The organism is Micromonospora avicenniae (assembly GCF_900156065.1).
GTDB lineage: Bacteria > Actinomycetota > Actinomycetes > Mycobacteriales > Micromonosporaceae > Micromonospora > Micromonospora avicenniae.
On the sequence record NZ_FTNF01000008.1, the window covers coordinates 51162 to 66510 of the forward strand.

The following is a 15349-nucleotide window of genomic DNA, read 5'->3' on the forward strand; positions in this document are numbered from 1 at the left end:
CGTATCGTGCGACCGCGGGGCGTCCGGTCACGCGTCATCCGGCTGGGCCGTGTTCGGTAGGCCCACAGTCACCAGCGGGTGCGGATGTGCCAGCGGGTGCGGTACACCGACCGCCCGTAGTGCGGCACGAAGGCGATCACCGCCATCACGGCGGTTATGGTGGCGGCGACCGCGAGTGGCGGCAGCCCTTTCATCATCGGCGCCGGCAGCGACAGGACGAGCACACCGATGGGCATTCGCCACAGCATCGCCCGGAACGCCGCCAGCGCGTACAAGGTCCGGCCGGCGAGGAACACCGTCGGGCCGGCGACCACGATCGCCAACTGGATGGCGTTCAGTTCCCCGATGGGGTTCCTGGTGACGATGTCACCAGCAGCGGCGACCAGCACCACGCCGGACACCATGATCAGATGGGCGTACGCCACGACCAGGCCGAAACGGCCGGGACTGGTGGCCTCGTCGATTCCGGTGGCGAGATGGTCGGCGACGTAGACGATGTAGATCCGCCACATGGTCACGGTGATGACGAAGAGGAGGATCAGTGCCGCTGTCCGCAGCGAGACGAACGGGGGGTCTCCGTAACGCCGTACCCCTACCAAGATGATCTCGCCCAGGGCGACGATGAACATCTGCCGGTAGCGCTCCGACAGGTGCTCGCCCGCTACCCGCATCTCCTCGTTGCTCGTACGGCCCAGCCGAGGCAGCGGATACCCGAAGAAGCTGACCGTGTAGTCGATCAGGACCGCCGTCGCCCAGATCGCCAGCCGGATCGGGCTGGGCAGGAACGCGCCGACCACCCACAGCACGCCGGTCAGGCAGAACCAGATGAGCACCCGCAGCGACCGCGTCCGCAGCGCGTGACCGCGCAGGGCCGCGATGAGGACGAGCCCGCGACACAGGTGCAGGCCCACGTACGCCCCGGCGAAGGCGATCCCGCTGACTCCCTCGAAGGCGCTGCTGATCGCCAGTGACATCAGCAATCCGCCGAACAACACGACGAGGACGATCAGTTGGACCGCTGGCAGGCGGGGGTCGTACCAGTCGGTGGTGTACGCCGTGACCGTCCAGACCCACCAGATGGCGGCGAGCAGGACCATGGTTTCCACCGCATGGTCCAAGCTGAGATCGCCGGTCAGGCGGTCGGACAGCCGGGTGAGCGCGACGATGAGACCGAGGTCGAAGAGCAGTTCCAGGTAGGAGATTCGGCGGGGGCCTTCCTGGCTACGCAGAATCCACCCCCACCGTGTCTGCGTCACAGCCCTCTCGTCCGGTTTGTCTCTTCCGAACTTGGTATCACGCTGCGACGGACATCGCGTGGCTTTCACCCGTACGAGACGTCAACCCTCAGATCTTGCCGGTGCATCCTCCGGGCGGCGGTCGTCAATGCAGCTCCCGCCAGCTTCAGCGGCGGCGCCGCGGACTGCCTCTGGGCCGCGGCTGCGTTCGTGCGGCCGACAACAGTCATGTCCCGAGAAGGCCCGCGGTGCGTGCCGCCTCGGATTGCGAATGCCGTCTAGCATGCGGCCATGACGCGGGCGCGGCTCGGCGGGGTTGTCGCAGGAATGCTGCTCTTACTGGCGTGCTCGGTCGGCACGAGCGCAGGAGACGGCCGGCCCTCCGGGTCGCCTGAGAGCACCGACGCCGCCACGAGGGCCGAGGCGATGGATCTCCTGCGCTCCGGCACGGAGTTCATCGACCAGACCAGCTTCCGCGTCGACACCGACATAGCCGGCCAGGTCACGACCCTGTCGCACGTCGACACCGTCGGCAAGCGTGCCACCATCACGATTTCGGCGGCCGGACGGGTTGTCGAGATCCGGCTGATCGACGACGAGATCTACCTGAAGAGTGAAGCCGATCTTCCTGGTGTCGGCCACCGGTGGATGGTCCTCGACCCGACCCGCGTGCCGCCGGACTTCGCCGTCGGCTTTGCTCCGGGCAAGAACGACCCGGGCGGCTCGGCACGTCTCATCGACGCAGTCGTCACCGCACGAGCAGCGGCCCCGTACGTCACCGGAACGATCGACGTGACCCGAATGCGGGCGGGCAACGGCATCAACTTCCAGCCGGGCCCCGGCGAGACGTTCCCTGACAGCGCAGGCAGCCACCCGTTCCGCGCGACGCTGGATGCGGACGGTCGGCTCGTCAGTTTCGTGATGCCAGCAGCCAACGGCATTCCGGACGCGTCCCTGCGCTACAGCGCCTTCGGCACAGCAGTCGAGGTCATCCGGCCTGAAGGAGCGACGGCCGCGCCAGCCGCGCTGTACCGTCAGCTTGGCCTGCGGGGTTGAGAACAGTCGGCTCAGATGCGGCTTGCCGCTCAGCCGTGGAGAACTCCTCGTCCGACGTCGGGCAATCGGGGCTGTGGACCCTCTCCGACCAGCCATGGCCGGCGTGCGACGCTTGAACAGCTCACCCAGGCTCGTCCACGGGCGTCGAAAAAGTTCCGGCGGCGATGTCGAGAATCCGTGACCGGCTCCGTCCCCGGGGTGAACGTGACCAGAACGGGTCGCACGAGCACCGAGGAGAACCACGATGGCCAAGTACCTGCTGCTCAAGCACTACCGCGGCGCTCCGGCTGCGGTCAACGACGTGCGGATGGACCAGTGGACGCCGGAGGAGATCTCGGCGCACATGCAGTACATGCGCGACTTCGCCGCTCGGCTCGAGGGAACCGGCGAGTTCGTCGACGCCCAGGCGCTCGCCCCGGAGGGGACGTTCGTCCGGTACGACGGTGAGGGGCGCCCGCCGGTCACCGATGGCCCGTTCGCCGAGACCAAGGACCTCATCGCCGGCTGGATGGTGATCGACGTCGACAGCTACGAGCGCGCCGTCGAACTGGCCGGGGAGCTGTCGGCCGCTCCCGGTGCGGGTGGGAAGCCGATCCACGAGTGGCTCGAGCTGCGTCCGTTCCTGACCGAGCCGCCCACCATCACGGAGTGACCCCGACATGAACGAGGCACTGCTTCGGAGCCTCACGCCGAAGGTGCTCGGGATCCTCGTCCGCCGCGGAGCCGACTTCGCGGCGGCCGAGGACGCCGTGCAGGACGCTCTGGTCGAGGCGGTTCGCGTCTGGCCGGCCGACCCACCGCAGGACCCGAAGGGCTGGTTGGTCACCGTGTCCTGGCGCCGGTTCCTCGACGCGGCACGGGCGGACGCCGCCCGCCGCCGCCGCGAGGACCTCGTCGACGAGGAACCGGCGCCCGGGCCCGCGCGCGCGGTGGACGACACACTCCAGCTCTACTTCCTGTGCGCGCACCCGTCGCTGACACCGTCGTCGGCGGTCGCGCTCACGCTGCGCGCCGTCGGCGGGCTGACCACCCGCCAGATCGCCCAGGCCTACCTGGTGCCCGAAGCGACCATGGCACAGCGCATCAGCCGGGCCAAGCGCACCGTCTCCGGCGTGCGGTTCGACCAGCCCGGCGACGTCGCCACCGTGCTGCGGGTGCTCTACCTGGTCTTCAACGAGGGCTACTCCGGCGACGTCGACCTGGCCGCCGAGGCCATCCGGCTCACCCGGCAGCTCGCGGCCGCGATCGACCACCCAGAGGTGGCGGGGTTGCTCGCCCTCATGCTGCTCCACCACGCCCGACGCGCCACCCGGACCGCGCCCGACGGCAGCCTGGTGCCGCTCGCCGAGCAGGACCGCAGTCGATGGGACACGACCGCGATCGCCGAGGGCGTCGAGATCCTGCAGGCGGCTCTCGCCCGCGATCGGTTGGGCGAGTTCCAGGCCCAGGCCGCCATCGCGGCACTGCACGCCGACGCGCCCACCGCCGAGGAGACCGACTGGGTGCAGATCGTCGAGTGGTACGACGAGCTCGCACGCCTGACGGACAGCCCGGTCGTCCGGCTCAACCGTGCGGTGGCCGTCGGTGAGGCGGACGGACCGCGCGCCGGGCTGGCGGCGCTCGCGGCGCTGGACGACGCACTGCCCCGCCATGCCGCGGTGACGGCGTACCTCCACGAGCGCGACGGTGACCTGACGACGGCGGCACGGCTGTACGCCGAAGCGGCTCGCAGGGCCCCCAACCTCGCGGAGCGCGACCACCTGACGCGCCAGGCCGCTCGGCTCAACGCTCGTCGGGATCGCTGACGGTCGCGCGTCGTCAGTCCGCGGGTGCCGGCTCGGTGGGTCGCGGCGTGAAGAAGCGGACGATGTCGTCGGCCGCGGTGGGGGACAGCATCATCGCCTGGACGCGTGCGGACATTTCGGCGATCGGGTGAGTTCTGCTGAACATCGCCTCCTCGTACCTCCGGATCGCCGAGTCGGGATCGGTGGGGTTGCTGACGAGTTCGGCGGCGAGTTCGGCGGCGTCGAGCATGGCCTGGTTGGCGCCCTCGCCGACCGGCGGCATGAGGTGCGCGGCGTCACCGATGAGGGTGATGCCCGGCTGGTGGGCCCAGCGCGAACCGGTGGGCATCGCCTCGATCCTGCGTGGGATTGGCGGGCCGTCGGCGGCTTCGATGAGCGCGGTGAGGTTGGGGGCCCAGCCGTCGAACATGTCCAGCAGAGCGCGCTTGCTGCGGTAGGCGCCCGGGTGCCGATCGTCCGGGGGTAGGGAGATCCCGACGCGGATGCTGCCGTCGCCGAGCCGTTGCGCTGCCAGGATCTGGTTCACGCCGACACACCAGAGGTTCCCGGGGCCGACCAGTTCGGCGAGATCGGGGTGGCGCCGGTCGGCGTCGCTGATGGTCAGCTCCACCAAGGTGGCCACGGAGGACAGTGCCGCGTCGGTCAGCAGCGGCCGGACGACCGAGCGTGCGCCGTCCGCGCCGATGAGGACGTCGCAGTCGGCGCTGCGGCTGCCGTCGAACGTCAGCTTGAAGCCTGCGTGGGGTCTTGGCGTCGCCGCCACGAGCCGGTGCTGCCAGGCCACCGCGTCGCGGGGGAGCGAATCGAGCAGAAGATCACGCAGTGCGCTCCGATCGATCTCTGGGCGTCCGGAGAAGGAGCCGGGTCGTGGCCTGTGGTGCACGAGGGTGCGTCCGGCCGGGTCGAGGATGCGATGTTCCTCGCCTTCGGGGCGTGCTTCGGCCCGGAACCGGCCGGCGAGGCCCGCCTCGGCCAGGGCCTTCTGCCCGGACTCCGGGTGCAGGTCGAGCGATCCGCCCTGTGATCGGGCGGATCGGCTCGCCTCGCGTTCGTACACCACCGCGTCGATGCCGTTCCGGTGCAGGATTCGGGCCAGCGTCAGGCCACCGAGGCCACCACCGACGATCGCGATTCGCATCCTCAACCTCGTTACCGTACGCTGTATCTTATGGATACGCCGTACGGTATCGCACCGCTGCCCGTCTGGGAACGGCCCGAGCCTCAACCGCGGGCGGCGCCGGTGCCGCTGAGCCGCGCCAAGATCGCCACCGCGGCGATCCGGCTCGCCGATGTACGCGGCCTCGACGGGCTATCGATACGCAAGCTCGCCAAAGAACTCGGTGTTGGTCCGATGCGGCTCTACGACTACGTGCTCAACAGGTCCGAGCTGCTCGATCTGATGGTCGATGCCGTCTATGCCCAGATTGCCGAGGCCGGCCGGCACTCCGAGTGGCGCGCCACGGTGCTGGACATCGTTCACCGGACCCGCGATGCCGCTCTTGAGCACGAGTGGTTCGTCGACCTGCTCGGCGGAAGGCCGCACCTGGGGCCGCACGCTCTCGCCGTGGGCGAATCCACCGCGGCGGCGCTCAACGAGGCCCCTGGCGTGCGCAGCATCGACGATCTCCAGCGGGTTGTGGGGGCCCTCAACGCCTTCATCGTCGGAGCGCTCCGCAGGGAGATCACCGAGCGCCGCACCGCCCGTTCAACCGGCACCGACGTGACCGCTTGGCAGACCGCCCTCGGGCCCTACCTGACACGCATGCTCGAGACGGGTCGCTATCCCATCGTCGCCCGGCTCGTCATCGACGGCGCCCACCTCGACGCCGAGGAGACCTTTCAGCACAACCTGACCGCCATCCTGGATGGGATCACCGGCCGCACCTGAACGTCGTGCCGGAACATCGGGCGGCGAGCCCTGCCCCGGCGGGGAGGCCTCAGCGCCAGATCGTTACGCGCAGGGGCGGGTTGGTCGCTTAGTCGCGGAGGAGCGCGAGTTGTCCCGGCGGTGGGGCCGCGAACGCTCAGTCGGCGACGTGAATGACGATCTTGCCGCGGCGCTTGGCCGTTTCGAGTGCCTCGTAACCTGCGCGGGTCTCCGCGAGGGGCAGCACGCGGTCCACCACCGGCTTCAACCGGCCGCTGTCGACGAGCTCGGCGATGGAACGCAACGCCTTCTGCTCAGGCTCGACGACGAAGAACACCCCGCGGGCACCGTGCTGGGCCGCCTCCTGCTGGTCGGGAGGCGCAGCGATGCCGACCAGGATGCCGCCCGGCTTCAGGACCGACCAGGATCGCGACAGCGTCGACCCACCCACAAGATCGACGACGACATCCACATCGCGGACTTGATCCTCGAAGCGGTCATGCGCATAGTCGATGACCTGTTCGGCGCCCAAGCCCTTGACGAAATCAAGGTCGGCCGCCGACGCTGTGGCGCTTACCCGCGCACCGAGACCGGCCGCGATCTGCACCACGAAGTTCCCCACCCCGCCGGCACCGCCCTGCACCAGCACCTGCTGGCCGGCCTGCAGGTCGGCGTGGTCCACCAGCGCCTGCCAGGCGGTCAGCGCGGCCAGTGGGAGCGCCGCGGTGTGGTCGTGGTCAACGGTGGTGGGTTTGGCCGCCACGACGGCCGCAGGCAAGGTGACGTACTCGGCGGCCGCGCCGTCACGGGTGAAGGGAATCAACCCGTAGACAGCCTCCCCCTCGGCAGGGCTCTCCACCCCCGCACCGCACGCCGCGACGACTCCGGAGGACTCGTGCGACGGGATGATCGGGGTGCGTTCCGGGCCTGAGCCGTCCGGGTTGTGCGTCCAGGTCGCCCCCCAGGTGAGCTCGCCAGGGGTGATGGAAGCCGCCTTCACCGCCACCAGCACCTCACCGGGCCCCGGCTCGGGTCGCGGCGCCTGCTCGTACATGAGCTGTTCCGGGCCGCCTCTGGAGTGGGCTCTCACGGCGCGCATCGTGCTCATCCGACGACGTCTCCTTCCCGGTGCAGCCAGATCAGCCCGCGTGACACCGCCGAGCAGGGCTGCCCCGGCTGACTCCCGCATTCTCTCGGTGTTAAACGGCATCCTGCCGGATTTCCGCGATCCGCCGCCCATCCGGGTGCGGAAAACGCGATGGAGCAGGGTACGGGCCGTGTCACCGGGAAGGCCGGCAGCGCAACAGGTCGGCACCTCCTTGCGCCGGCGTCGCGCCGGCTGCCGCTGCCCGGGCATGAGCCGAACAGTTAAACCGTGCCAGACAGATAGTCCCTACGTCGCTGCGGTTCGAACTTCTCGATCGCATAGCGCAACGTGACTCGGGGCATGGCCCGATACCGCTGGGCCAGGAACTCCTCCTCCGCCGCCCTGTCACGGTTGCCCACCTCGCGCAGCATCCAGCCCACCGCCTTGTGGACGAGGTCGTGCGGATCGCATAGGAGCTTCTCGCTCAGTCGGAAGGTCCAATGGAAGTCGCCGGCTTTGATGAAGGCGAAAGTCGCCATGATGGCGATGCGCCGGTCCCACACCAGGCTTGAGCCGGCCAACCGATCCAGGACGCTCCGGTCCTTGTCGATCAGCCAGGGACCGACGATGTACGGCGCGGACGAGTCCACCAGGTCCCAATTGTTGATGTGCCCGGTGTTGGCGAGAACGGTGCCGAAGACCTTGCTCCGTTGCTCCTCGTCGCCTTTGGCGAACTTGCGCACCAGGATGAACAGCGCCGTCAGCCGCTCCTCGTGCACGCCACTGGTCAGCAGCTTCGCCGTCTCGGTGAGGGAAAGTTCGCGCCAGTACCGGGCAGCCACCCTGCGCTGCTCGGGCACGGAGACACCGATGGCCCTGTCGCCCTCGCCGTACCCGCCGGGAACCATCTGCAGGAACCGGCTCAACCCTCTCGCCCGTTCCGGGTCGGCGAGGCCGGCGAGTTCGCGACGGACATCGGCGGTCGTGGCCATGATTGTGCAACCTACCGCGACCACCGACTGCCTGACGTGCCGCGCCTGCCGAGAAGCGCCGAAGTGGCCTACGCGGCGGTTCTCACCGCTCAATCGACCCGAGGGCTCGGAACTCACGGCCACCAGCGAAGACACCGAATCGACAGACCACGACTGAAGTGCTGGTCGGGCCGGCGGTGGGCCGGGATCAGCGGGCGAAGGGGCCGGCGCCGGTGAAGGCGTACGCGGCGAATCGGGTACCGATGCGCTGGTGGGCTTCGGCGCTCGGGTGCAGGCCGTCGGGCAGCGGAAGTTCGACGGCGTCGGCCGGGCCGTACAGGAAGGTGCCGTCGAGGTAGTGCAGGTTCTTGTCGGAGGCGCGACGGTCGGTCAGCGAACGCAGCTCGCGCCGGATGACCTGGAGTGTCAGGTGTCCCAGGTTGACGTCCCCGGGTGTTCCGGTCGCGACGAAACGCACCTGGTCGGTGCCGATCGAGGCGGGGTCGATCGCGCCCGGGCCGGGAGTGTCCTCGTGGACGCCGCAGAACAGGGGCGAGATCAGCAGCAGCGGGACCTCCGGGTGGCCGTCGCGGATCGTGTCGAGGAAGCCGTGGACGGCGGGGACGAAGGCCCGGAGCCGCATCGCGTCGAGGTTCACGACGTTGATGCCGAGCTTGACGCTGATGTAGTCGGCCGGAGCGTCGCGGATCACACGGGCCAGGAACGGATCGACCAGGGCGCTGCCGCCCAGGCCGAGGTTGCGCAGCTCGACGCCGGCATGGCGGGCGGCGACGGCCGGCCAGATCTCGCTGGGGGCCAGCGCGTTCGAGCCGTGACTGATCGAGCTGCCGTGATGTACCCACAGGGGCAGCCTGGCGTCGTCCGGCTCGATCGGGGCGTCGGCCCGCAGCTCGATCAGCTCGATGGTCTCGTTGTGCGGCAGCCAGACCTCGACCCGGTGACGGCCGGCGGCCAGGCCGGAGACCGTGGTCGTGTGCGCCTCACCGACGTGCAGCGCGGTCTGGCCACTGACGAGGTCGACCTCGACCCGATCGCCGCCGTCGAGCACGTCGCGGACGATCAACTCCCCGTCGGCGTAGACGTCGATGCGCCCACGTGGTCGCTCGGCGCCGGTGTAGGCCATCCAGGTCGGGTGGGTCACCAGGTCGAACGCGCTCGCCGTCGTCTGGAACACGATGCGTACGCCGGACGGCTGGCTCTCCATCGAGAGCAGCTGACCGTCCGGGAACTGCTCGCGTACCCAGGCGGGTAGCCGGTGCGGCCGGATGCCGCGTGGGGTGACCTCGACCTCGGCGACGCCGCGGACGAACTCGGGGAGGATCTGCATCAGGATTGCCTATCGGTCGGCCAGGAGCGGAAAACGGTGTCGAGCGCATCCAGCGCGCGACGCCACGAGACGTCAGTCGCGGGCTCGCGGTGACTGAGGCTGCCGCTCGCCTCGAGCGCCAGGAAACCGTTGATGGTGGCGCCGAGCAGCCGGGTGGCATGCACGAGCTCGGCCTCGGGCAACTGGTAGCCGCGGAGCATCGCCAGAGTCAGCGCGACAAGGTGACCGGCCGCTTCCGAGTCGACGGTCGATGACGCGGCCGGGCGTTGCAGAGCGGCCCAGCGGCCAGGGAACTGGCGGGCGTAGTCACGGTGCGCGTCGGCGAGAGCGATGAGCGCGTCTCGGCCTGAGCGGCCGCCGATGGCTATCGCGACCCGGTCGGCGAGTTCGCCGAGTGCCAGCTCGTGCACGCCGTCGAGCAGCGAGGACCGGTCGCGGACATGCGAGTAGAGACTCGCGGTCTGCACCCCGAAGCGGCGGGCCAGCGCAGACAGGGTGATCGCGTCGAACCCTTCTCGGTCCGCCAGTTCCGCCGCCGCCGCGATGACGACCGCTGAGGTCAGGTTCGCTCGTGCCATGCCCCCATCCTACACCTAGTAGGAAATAACCTATACGCATTCGTTTAGGTGGATGATCGCCATGCCCGCGCAACCGACCCTGGGGTACGCGTTCTGCCGTCAACGGGCGATGGCTGCTGGGCATCTGCGGCCCGAGTCGGCCGCCGGCGGGCAACCCCGGGCTTAGCGAGCGCCACTGCGGGTACGAGCCGGGCGTGGCTGTGATCAGTGACTACGCGCTTCTCGGCGACAGTCACGGCGCGGCGTTGGTCTCCTCGGACGGGTCCGTGGACTGGTGGTGCCCGCCGCGTTTCGACGCGCCGAGCGTCTTCGCGCGTCTGCTCGGCGCTACCGGCGGATTCTGGTCGATACGACCGCTCGGGCGGTACACGACCTCCCGTCACTATCTCGACGGCACGATGGTGCTGCGCACGGAGTTCCACACCGACAGCGGCGTGCTGTGGTTGACCGACGCCCTCAGCCTCGGTGCCGGGGAACGTGGCCACCGGATCGGCTACACCTCTCCGCACGTCCTGTTACGGCAGGTCGAGGTCGTCGACGGCGCGGTGGACGTCGCGGTCGAGGTCGCGGCCCGGCCGGAGTACGGATTGGTGAATCCCACGGTCGCCGGAACGCCGGTGGGGATCGAGATATCCGGAGCCGCCGACCGCCTGATCCTGACCGCTGATCGAGATCTCGCCGTCGACGGTTCGCTGGTGACCGGGCGGTTCACCCTCGAGGCGGGGGACAGCGCCGTGTTCGCCCTGCACCACCGCCGGGCCGCCGACCCGCCGATCGTGCCGCTCGACGGGCGCGCCGCACTGCGGGACACCGTCGTCGCCTGGCAGTCCTGGGACCGCATCCACCACGACTACCGGGGGCCCTACCGGGAACAGGTCCGGCGCAGCGCCCTGGTGCTTCAGGCGTTGACCTACCAACCGACCGGTGCAGTGGTCGCGGCAGCCACCACCTCGCTGCCGGAGAAGGTCGGCGGCGCGGCGAACTGGGACTACCGGTTCGGGTGGCTGCGCGACGGCAGCGCCACCCTCAGGGCGCTGTGGGTCGCCGCCTGTCCCGACGAGGCGCACCGCTTCTTCGACTGGATGGCCGCCTCCATCGGATCATTGAACGAGGGCGACCACGTGCCGATCATGTTCGGCGTGGGTGGCGAGCGGGACCTCACCGAACACACCCTGGAACACCTCGAGGGCTACCAGGGCAGCCGACCGGTACGCGTCGGCAACAACGCCTGGCAGCAGAAGCAACTCGACGTCCTCGGTGAGATCCTGGAGTGCACCTGGGTCCTGCGGCACGAACTCGCGGACCCTTCGCCGGCCGCCGTGGGCCTGCTGCGCTCACTGGCCGACCAGGCCGCCGCGACGTGGCGGGAGCCCGACGCCAGCACCTGGGAGGGACGCGAGGGCGAGCGGCACTACCTGACGTCGAAGCTGCTCTGCTGGGTGGCCCTGGACCGGGCCGTCAAGCTCGCACCGGCCCTGAACGCCGAGGCGCAGGTCCCGCGGTGGTCGTACGCCATGAAGCAGTGCCGCGAGGCGATTCTCGCCGACGGCTGGAGCACCGCGCGCGGGGCGTTCACCGGCGCGTTCGGATCCGAGCATCTCGACGCCGGGGCGCTCGTCATGCCGATCATCGGGTTCCTCCCTGGCGACGACGACCGGATCGTCTCCACCGTTGACGCCATCAGACGGGAACTGGGGCGCGGCGACCTCGTGCAGCGCTGGACCGGGGCGGGGGAGGAGGGCGCCTTCATCATCTGCTCGTACTGGCTGGCTCAGGCGCTGGCGATGGCCGGGCAGCTCGACGCGGCGAAGCAGATCTTCGAGAGTGTCACCGCCCGCGCAAACGACCTCGGCCTGCTGTCCGAGGAGATCGATCGCCGCGACGGCAGCCTGATCGGAAACTTTCCCCAGGCGCTGTCCCACATCGGCCTCATCAACGCCGCCTGGGCCATCGGCCAGTCCGAGTCCGGCACGGAACCGTCAACCGGACCTGTCGCGCCACCCGGGCGGTGATCTGGCCCCCGGTCGGGCAAGCCGCGCGTCGCGGTGCGGGGACACTGGCCGCCACACCGCCGCAATGCCCGGTAGACCTGGCCGATCCCGCTCGGTTAGAGGTACGGCGAGCGGGTACGCCCGGCGCGATGCGGCAGCTACGGAGGGGAGCGTGCTGATGGCCGGACGACTGGCGGGCAGGACCGCACTGATCACCGGCTCCGACTCGGGCATCGGACAGGCCACGGCGATCGAGTTCGGCCGGGAGGGCGCCGACGTGGTGGTGCACTACCTGCACGACCACGCGGGCGCGAACCACACGAAGGCCGAGATCGAGAAGACCGGCCGGCGGGCTGTCGTGGTGCAGGGCGACATCAGCGTCGAGCACCAGGTGGAGGCGATGTTCGACGAGGCCCTTGCGGAGTTCGACCGGCTGGACATTCTGATCAACGACGCCGGCGTGGACGCCTCCGGCATCCCGGTCGCCGACCTGGACACCGCGACCTGGGACCGGGCCATCCGCACCAACCTGTACGGGATGTTCTTCTGCTGCCGGCGGTTCATCCAGCATCGTCGCGACCAGGGCGGACACGGGAAGATCATCAACATCACCTCCATTCATCAGGAGGTGGCCCGGGCCGGCGGCTCCGACTACGACGCGAGCAAGGGCGGCATGCTGGAACTGGCGAAGAGTATCGCCTTGGAAGTCGCCCCGATGCGTATGAACGTCAACAACATCGGGCCCGGCATGGTGCTCACCCCGTTCAACCAACGGGCGATCGACGACCCGAAGTTCCTGGAGGAGCAGGTGCAGTCCATCCCCTGGAAGCGGGCCGCGCAGCCGGAGGAGATCGCCAAGCTCGCCGTCTTCCTGGCCAGCGACGACGCCGACTACGTCACCGGGTCGACGTACTTCATGGATGGCGGCCTGATGCAGAACCAGGGGCAGGGCGCGTAGGCGAGTGCCCTCGCCATCGCCCACAACGCATACGAAAGGCCGCACCCATGCCCACCAAAATCACGTTGATCATCGGCAACCCCGAGAACCCCGACGAGTTCGAGAGGGTCTACGCGGACGTGCGGAAGGCCGTGGACACGTTCCCGAAGCTGCGACGGGTCGAATCGGCCAAGGTGTGGCCGAAGGAGGACGGCACGGCCACCCCCGCGTACCGGATCCTCGACCTGTACTTCGACAGCTATGAGGATGCCTCCGCCGCGGTCGCCACGCCCGTCGCCGGTGCCGTCTTCGGCGGGCTCACGCAGGCGGACGTGACCATCACGGGGCTCTTCTCGGACATCGAGTAGTGCCGTGTCGACGCCTCGGATCGACAGGCCCGAAGCGCCGAATCGAGCCCACCCACCGTGCCCGCCGACGCTCTCGACGGATTGGCCCCGCAGTGCGCAAGCCCAGTGCCGGCCCCACCGGCCGTCGTCGACCTTCCCGCACTGCCCTTCGCCCGCGCCATGACCACGTCACCGACAGCGCGCCCCTGATACCTGCCCTGATGGGTCAGCAGCACCCGCCGGTCGACGTCACCAGCCGCCTACAGCCAACCGTCGCCGATCAGCGTCCCGTCGTCGTCGACGACCCGGTCGGCGACGTTCTCCCCGACCGGTCCCGCACCGCTCACGACCACGTCACAGGTGGTGTCTCCCATGTCAGTTCGCCTTCGCGGCCCGGCCGAGGCGGATGGCCGAGATGAGGAAGAAGATGGCGCCGGGGATGGCGTAGCCGATCGCGTTGGTCAGCGCCGGGCTCTCCGCGGAGGCGGCCGCGAGGAACGACCCACCGGCGAGCACGGAGATGCCACCACTGATGATCATCGGCCACTGGCCGCCCATCTTGCGACGGGTGGCACCCACGACCAGCTGAATCAGCCCGGCCACGATCGCCCAGGCACCCCACACCTGCAGCATCGCCGGGATGCCGGAGGTGCCGGCGACGGCCAGGCCGATCGCGGCGAGCAGGCTCACGGCGATGTTCGCGTACAACAGGGCTGGTGACCCGGTGGCTCGCGATGCGCGGGCGTCGACGATGGCGGCGGCGACGTCGAAGAGCGGGTAGATCACGAAGAGCGTGACGGCGAGAGGGTTGAGGTCTTTGGCGACCGCAAACGCCAGGCCGGCCCAGACGATGGCGAACGCGAAGCGGACGAAGTACAGCCGCCGCAGGGCGGAGGCCGTCGTCGAGATGCCGGGTGTGGCAACGGTGGTCATGGTCATCCTTTCGGTGTGGTTCCTGAGGGGGACCGCCACCAGCACGGGCTGCGGCCGGAATACCACCCTGTAGAACGAACGTTCTGTCTAATAATCGAACGTAGCGACCGCGCACCGCCCTGTCAAGACCGAACGTTCTACCCACCTGCTGCTGCGCTGCCGCTGTGCAGCTGGAGGGGGCTGGTGCATCGGGCGTGATCGTGGCCGGCGGGGTGCGGATCGGCGGTCGTCCGAAGGCCCTGACCGAACGTTCTGTTCGCTAATGTGGGAGGCATGATGCGTAGCGAGACCGGGGCCCGGCCGTCCGAGGCGCGAGAGCGACTCCTCGCCACGGCGACCAGGATCTTCTACGCGGAGGGCATCCACTCGGTCGGCGTCGACCGGATCATCGCCGAGGCGAAAGTGACCAGGGCCACCTTCTACCGTCACTTCCCCGGCAAAGAGGATCTCGTCGTCGCTTATCTGCAGGCGGCCGATCAAGCCATCCGCGACCACGTGGAAACGGCGTCCGCCGCCGGCCGGCCGGCGGCGGACGCCCTCCAGGCCATTGCGGAGTCGATCGCCCGCGACATCCAGTCCGCCGGCTTTCGCGGCTGCGCCTTCCTGAACGCCGTCGCGGAGTATCCCGACCCCGACAACGCCGTGCACCAGGCCGTCCTCGCTCATCGGCAGTGGTTCCTCGAGACGATCAACGCCCTGCTGGCGGACATCCAGGAGAGCGAGGCCGAGCCGGCGGCGCGGCACTTCGTCATGCTCCGCGACGGCGCCATGGCGGCCGGTTGTCTCTTCGACCCGGTGCTGATCTCCGAGACCTTCCTGCGCGGCGTCGAGGGGCTCATCCGAACCCACGCCGCGCGCCAGTCATCCTGAGTCGCGTACCAGAACGCCTGACCGGCCGAGGGTGAGGAAAGGCGCTGCCTGGGCGTCGGCTGCAGCTTCCAGGTGTACGCGCACCTACGCGACGCCGTTGGCCTCCTCGGCGCGGTCGCGGCGTTATTCCCACTCGGTAGGTGGACGGTGTCGGCCTACGTGGAGGATGGCGGCGTCAGTGTGCGACTGACCAAAGCCAATGGCATCGGCGGCGGGGGCGGCTTCATGGCATGGCCTGGGTGCACTGTGGCGGTACACGCAGAGGATGAGCAGACCAATACAACGGCAACGCTGGTGCCCTTCGACCGGCTCGACCCGGGCAGC

Annotated in this window: 15 protein-coding genes; 8 read left to right on the top strand and 7 right to left on the bottom strand. The window is 69.4% G+C overall.

Going from position 1 to position 15349, the window contains the following annotated elements; all coding sequences use genetic code 11:
* Positions 1 to 68: 68 nt before the first annotated feature.
* Complete coding sequence (locus BXA10_RS14605) at positions 69 to 1256, bottom strand: low temperature requirement protein A (protein WP_076470898.1); 1188 nt, start codon at positions 1254 to 1256, stop codon at positions 69 to 71.
* A gap of 270 nt (positions 1257 to 1526) precedes the next feature.
* Here BXA10_RS14605 and BXA10_RS14610 point away from each other — a divergent pair, with 270 nt between their 5' ends.
* The 3 genes from BXA10_RS14610 to BXA10_RS14620 all read left to right on the top strand — a co-directional run bounded on the left by BXA10_RS14610 (position 1527) and on the right by BXA10_RS14620 (position 4096).
* A complete protein-coding gene (locus BXA10_RS14610; RefSeq protein WP_139338002.1) occupies positions 1527 to 2291 on the top strand; it encodes a hypothetical protein in 765 nt (254 codons plus the stop codon).
* 244 nt (positions 2292 to 2535) lie between these two features.
* Positions 2536 to 2943, top strand: coding sequence for a YciI family protein (locus tag BXA10_RS14615; RefSeq protein ID WP_076470900.1), 408 nt, complete (start codon positions 2536 to 2538; stop codon positions 2941 to 2943).
* A 7-nt stretch (positions 2944 to 2950) separates the two neighbouring features.
* Positions 2951 to 4096, top strand: a complete 1146-nt coding sequence (locus BXA10_RS14620) for an RNA polymerase sigma factor (protein ID WP_076470901.1) — start codon at positions 2951 to 2953, stop codon at positions 4094 to 4096.
* A 13-nt stretch (positions 4097 to 4109) separates the two neighbouring features.
* Here the strand turns inward: BXA10_RS14620 and BXA10_RS14625 are convergent, their stop codons facing one another.
* Positions 4110 to 5234, bottom strand: coding sequence for an FAD-dependent oxidoreductase (locus BXA10_RS14625; protein WP_076470902.1), 1125 nt, complete (start codon positions 5232 to 5234; stop codon positions 4110 to 4112).
* 30 nt (positions 5235 to 5264) lie between these two features.
* Here BXA10_RS14625 and BXA10_RS14630 point away from each other — a divergent pair, with 30 nt between their 5' ends.
* Positions 5265 to 5984 carry a TetR/AcrR family transcriptional regulator gene (locus BXA10_RS14630; protein WP_175649214.1) on the top strand — a complete coding sequence of 240 codons (720 nt, stop codon included), beginning with the start codon at positions 5265 to 5267 and terminating at the stop codon, positions 5982 to 5984.
* A 136-nt stretch (positions 5985 to 6120) separates the two neighbouring features.
* Here BXA10_RS14630 and BXA10_RS14635 read toward each other — a convergent pair whose 3' ends face one another.
* The 4 genes from BXA10_RS14635 to BXA10_RS14650 form a co-directional block, all read right to left on the bottom strand.
* Entirely contained in the window at positions 6121 to 7071 is a 951-nt protein-coding gene (locus BXA10_RS14635; protein ID WP_217696773.1) for an NADP-dependent oxidoreductase, read from the bottom strand.
* Positions 7072 to 7331: 260 nt separating this feature from the next.
* A complete protein-coding gene (locus tag BXA10_RS14640) occupies positions 7332 to 8042 on the bottom strand; it encodes a DNA alkylation repair protein (RefSeq protein WP_076470903.1) in 711 nt (236 codons plus the stop codon).
* Positions 8043 to 8229: 187 nt separating this feature from the next.
* Positions 8230 to 9369: a GDSL-type esterase/lipase family protein gene (locus tag BXA10_RS14645; RefSeq protein ID WP_076470904.1), complete on the bottom strand. Its 1140-nt coding sequence runs from the start codon at positions 9367 to 9369 to the stop codon at positions 8230 to 8232.
* The gene (locus BXA10_RS14650) at positions 9369 to 9947 is read right to left on the bottom strand and encodes a TetR/AcrR family transcriptional regulator (protein WP_076470905.1); all 579 of its coding nucleotides are present in this window, start codon (positions 9945 to 9947) and stop codon (positions 9369 to 9371) included. Before BXA10_RS14650 ends, BXA10_RS14645 begins: the two co-directional genes overlap by 1 nt.
* A 194-nt stretch (positions 9948 to 10141) precedes the next feature.
* On the opposite strand from BXA10_RS14650, the gene BXA10_RS14655 reads away from it, so the two are divergent.
* The 3 genes from BXA10_RS14655 to BXA10_RS14665 all read left to right on the top strand — a co-directional run bounded on the left by BXA10_RS14655 (position 10142) and on the right by BXA10_RS14665 (position 13243).
* A complete protein-coding gene (locus tag BXA10_RS14655) occupies positions 10142 to 11959 on the top strand; it encodes a glycoside hydrolase family 15 protein (protein WP_076470906.1) in 1818 nt (605 codons plus the stop codon).
* Positions 11960 to 12116: 157 nt separating this feature from the next.
* The gene (locus tag BXA10_RS14660) at positions 12117 to 12896 is read left to right on the top strand and encodes a glucose 1-dehydrogenase (RefSeq protein ID WP_076471032.1); all 780 of its coding nucleotides are present in this window, start codon (positions 12117 to 12119) and stop codon (positions 12894 to 12896) included.
* 47 nt (positions 12897 to 12943) lie between these two features.
* Complete coding sequence (locus BXA10_RS14665) at positions 12944 to 13243, top strand: EthD domain-containing protein (protein ID WP_076470907.1); 300 nt, start codon at positions 12944 to 12946, stop codon at positions 13241 to 13243.
* Positions 13244 to 13597: 354 nt separating this feature from the next.
* On the opposite strand, the gene BXA10_RS14670 is transcribed toward BXA10_RS14665, so the two are convergent.
* Positions 13598 to 14155, bottom strand: a complete 558-nt coding sequence (locus BXA10_RS14670) for a hypothetical protein (RefSeq protein WP_076470908.1) — start codon at positions 14153 to 14155, stop codon at positions 13598 to 13600.
* 276 nt (positions 14156 to 14431) lie between these two features.
* Here BXA10_RS14670 and BXA10_RS14675 point away from each other — a divergent pair, with 276 nt between their 5' ends.
* A complete protein-coding gene (locus tag BXA10_RS14675) occupies positions 14432 to 15025 on the top strand; it encodes a TetR/AcrR family transcriptional regulator (RefSeq protein ID WP_245828251.1) in 594 nt (197 codons plus the stop codon).
* Positions 15026 to 15349: the final 324 nt, after the last annotated feature.